The 2,127-nt window shown below is 61.2% G+C and carries 3 protein-coding genes; 1 reads left to right on the top strand and 2 read right to left on the bottom strand.

Features of this window, described 5'->3' with window-relative positions; translation table 11 throughout:
• Positions 1-128 precede the first annotated feature (128 nt).
• Positions 129-437, bottom strand: a complete 309-nt coding sequence (locus tag AC1D0P_RS25100; RefSeq protein WP_477679220.1) for a hypothetical protein — start codon at positions 435-437, stop codon at positions 129-131.
• 421 nt (positions 438-858) lie between these two features.
• Between AC1D0P_RS25100 and AC1D0P_RS25095 the strand changes: the two genes are divergently transcribed.
• Positions 859-1,098, top strand: coding sequence for a hypothetical protein (locus AC1D0P_RS25095; protein WP_477679219.1), 240 nt, complete (start codon positions 859-861; stop codon positions 1,096-1,098).
• Between the two features lie 29 nt (positions 1,099-1,127).
• On the opposite strand, the gene AC1D0P_RS25090 is transcribed toward AC1D0P_RS25095, so the two are convergent.
• The coding region (locus AC1D0P_RS25090; RefSeq protein ID WP_477679218.1) for a hybrid sensor histidine kinase/response regulator at positions 1,128-2,127 on the bottom strand (1,000 nt) is incomplete at its 5' end.

Raw genomic sequence — 2,127 nt, 5'->3', positions numbered from 1 at the left:
CCCAGAAAGCACGCTGCAACGACTTTGAGGCTGGGCGGCCTGCGCGCATGCAGGTTCTGCGATCGATGAATCATGCAGGCGATTCTAGGCGCGCAGCCTGCGAATGGACTCCTCAGCCCTTCCCGCATTCAGTCGTTAAATTCACTCGGATGAATCGTCTCGTAGACATGGCCTTCGCAGCAGAACACCACCATCCAGAGTCCAAACTGATGCTGGGGATCTGCGGGTATCAGCTGGTTGAGTGCCTTCGCAACGGATTGTTTGAGCGCCGGATCAATGCCTTGCCCGTCCGGCGACGGCGTTTCAACCGTCAGCATCACCAGGGCCTCTTTTTCGTAGAGCTCAACTTGCGGGAAGGACCATCGGGCAGCCGTTGCCTCGACAAAAGCGGCGGCTACCTTTTCGGGAAGTTCCGGCTGGGAGGTAAAAGTACCCATGGGATGTGATGTGAGTCCGGCAACGCGACAAATCAGCGATGCCAGATGATGCTGCACAGCAAGGGCTCGTCAACAAGATCATAAGGAAACGGAACTTTTCACCGAAATTAGTTCCTGTTTTTTCGTTCAAAACCGGCTAGGGATCTTGACGGATTAATCCCAAACGAGCTGGGGAACTGCCACCGGGAAGGGAGCGTGCAAGGCCGGGCAACCCGCAAACGATGAATGCCCGGGGTTCGAACAACGCCACGGGCCCTCCCCTATTTGGGGGATATACCGGCCAGGGCCCTGCGCCCGTGACATATTCCGCATTCCCCATCCTGGCGTATCCCCCTCGGGAAACTACCCAGCGAAGGTGTGCAAAATGACATGGCGTGCCGGCGCCCGACCTGTCAGTATTCGGTAATCGTCAAGGAAACACATGCCCGCCGTTCTGACCACCCATTCGCCCCTTCCCGAAGCCCTTACCCTCSAGAACACCGGGCATGCCGACAGCTCCGCGCGTGAGCGCCGCTACAACAGCCTGATCGCCAAGATGGCCGCGCACCAGCAAGGCAGCGGCCCCATGCCGACGAGCGCGGAATTCGAGCAATGGAAAGAAGACGTCGCCTACAGCCTGGCCATGCGAAGGCTGCTGGCGGACGCACCCCTGCGCCACTAAGCCCGAGGCAGGCGACGGGCTCCCGGCAGTCAGCCGAGGCGCTGGATCAGGTCTTCCAGGGACTGGAAATCCACCGGCTTTACCAGGTGGCAGTCGAAACCGGCGCTCTGGGTCCGGTTCTTTTCGTCTTCATTGCCGTAGCCGGTGACGGCCGCGATCAGCATGCCGGCGCCGTGCGGCAAGCCGCGCAAACGGCCGGCGACTTCAAACCCATTCATGCCGGGCATGCCGATGTCAACCAGGGCGGCAGACGCTTCATAGCTTTTTGCGATCTCCAGCGCATCCGCTCCGTTGTAGGCGACCTTCGCCGAGTGTCCCAGCAGCCTGAGAATCTCCGCAAGGCTGTCAGCCGCGTCGCGGTTGTCGTCAATGACCAGGAATTTTTTCACGGGTGCATCGGTCGCCGCAGCCTTGTCCACACTTTTCCCGGGAATGGAAAACCTGAAGCGGCTTCCCTTGTCGGGGCCCTCGCTCTCGGCGCTGAGCACGCCGCCGTGCATTTCCACCAGGGACTTTGCCAGCGTCAAGCCTATGCCCAGGCCGCTTTCCTTGGCGGCGGACTGCATGTCACCCTGGGAGAACAACTCAAAAATCTGCGCGATCGCGCTTTTCGTGAGGCCCAGCCCGTTGTCTGCCACCTCGGTCCAGACCTGGGCGCCCTCCACCCAGCATCGCAGCGTGATACGCCCTCCCGCTGGGGTGTATTTGGCCGCATTGGTCAAGAGGTTCTGGATCACCTGGGTCAGCCGGATGCCGTCGGCGTCCACATAGACCTCGTCCTGCGGCAACTCCGCCGAAAAAGTGTGGTGCCTGGCGTCCATGATGGGGCGCATGGCCTCCGCGGACCGGCTCAGGACCTGGTTGTAGAGGAGGGTCTCCTTCTTGAGGCGTATCTTGCCCGTGCTCAGGCGCCCGACGTCCAGCAGGTCATCGACCAGCCGCGTCATGTGGGTCAGCTGGCGGTCTATCATCTCGCGGCTGTTTTTGACGACCGGGCTCGGCGAGGGCTCGAGCTGCAGGACGGTGACC

Source organism: Polaromonas sp. P1_G2 (assembly GCF_056405515.1).
This window is presented reverse-complemented; position numbering and strand designations above follow the sequence as displayed.

What these genes read in the sequence shown, in the direction of transcription:
- AC1D0P_RS25100 (WP_477679220.1), bottom strand. Translation starts at nt 437, where the DNA reads ATGGGTACTTTTACCTCCCAGCCGGAACTTCCCGAAAAGGTAGCCGCC.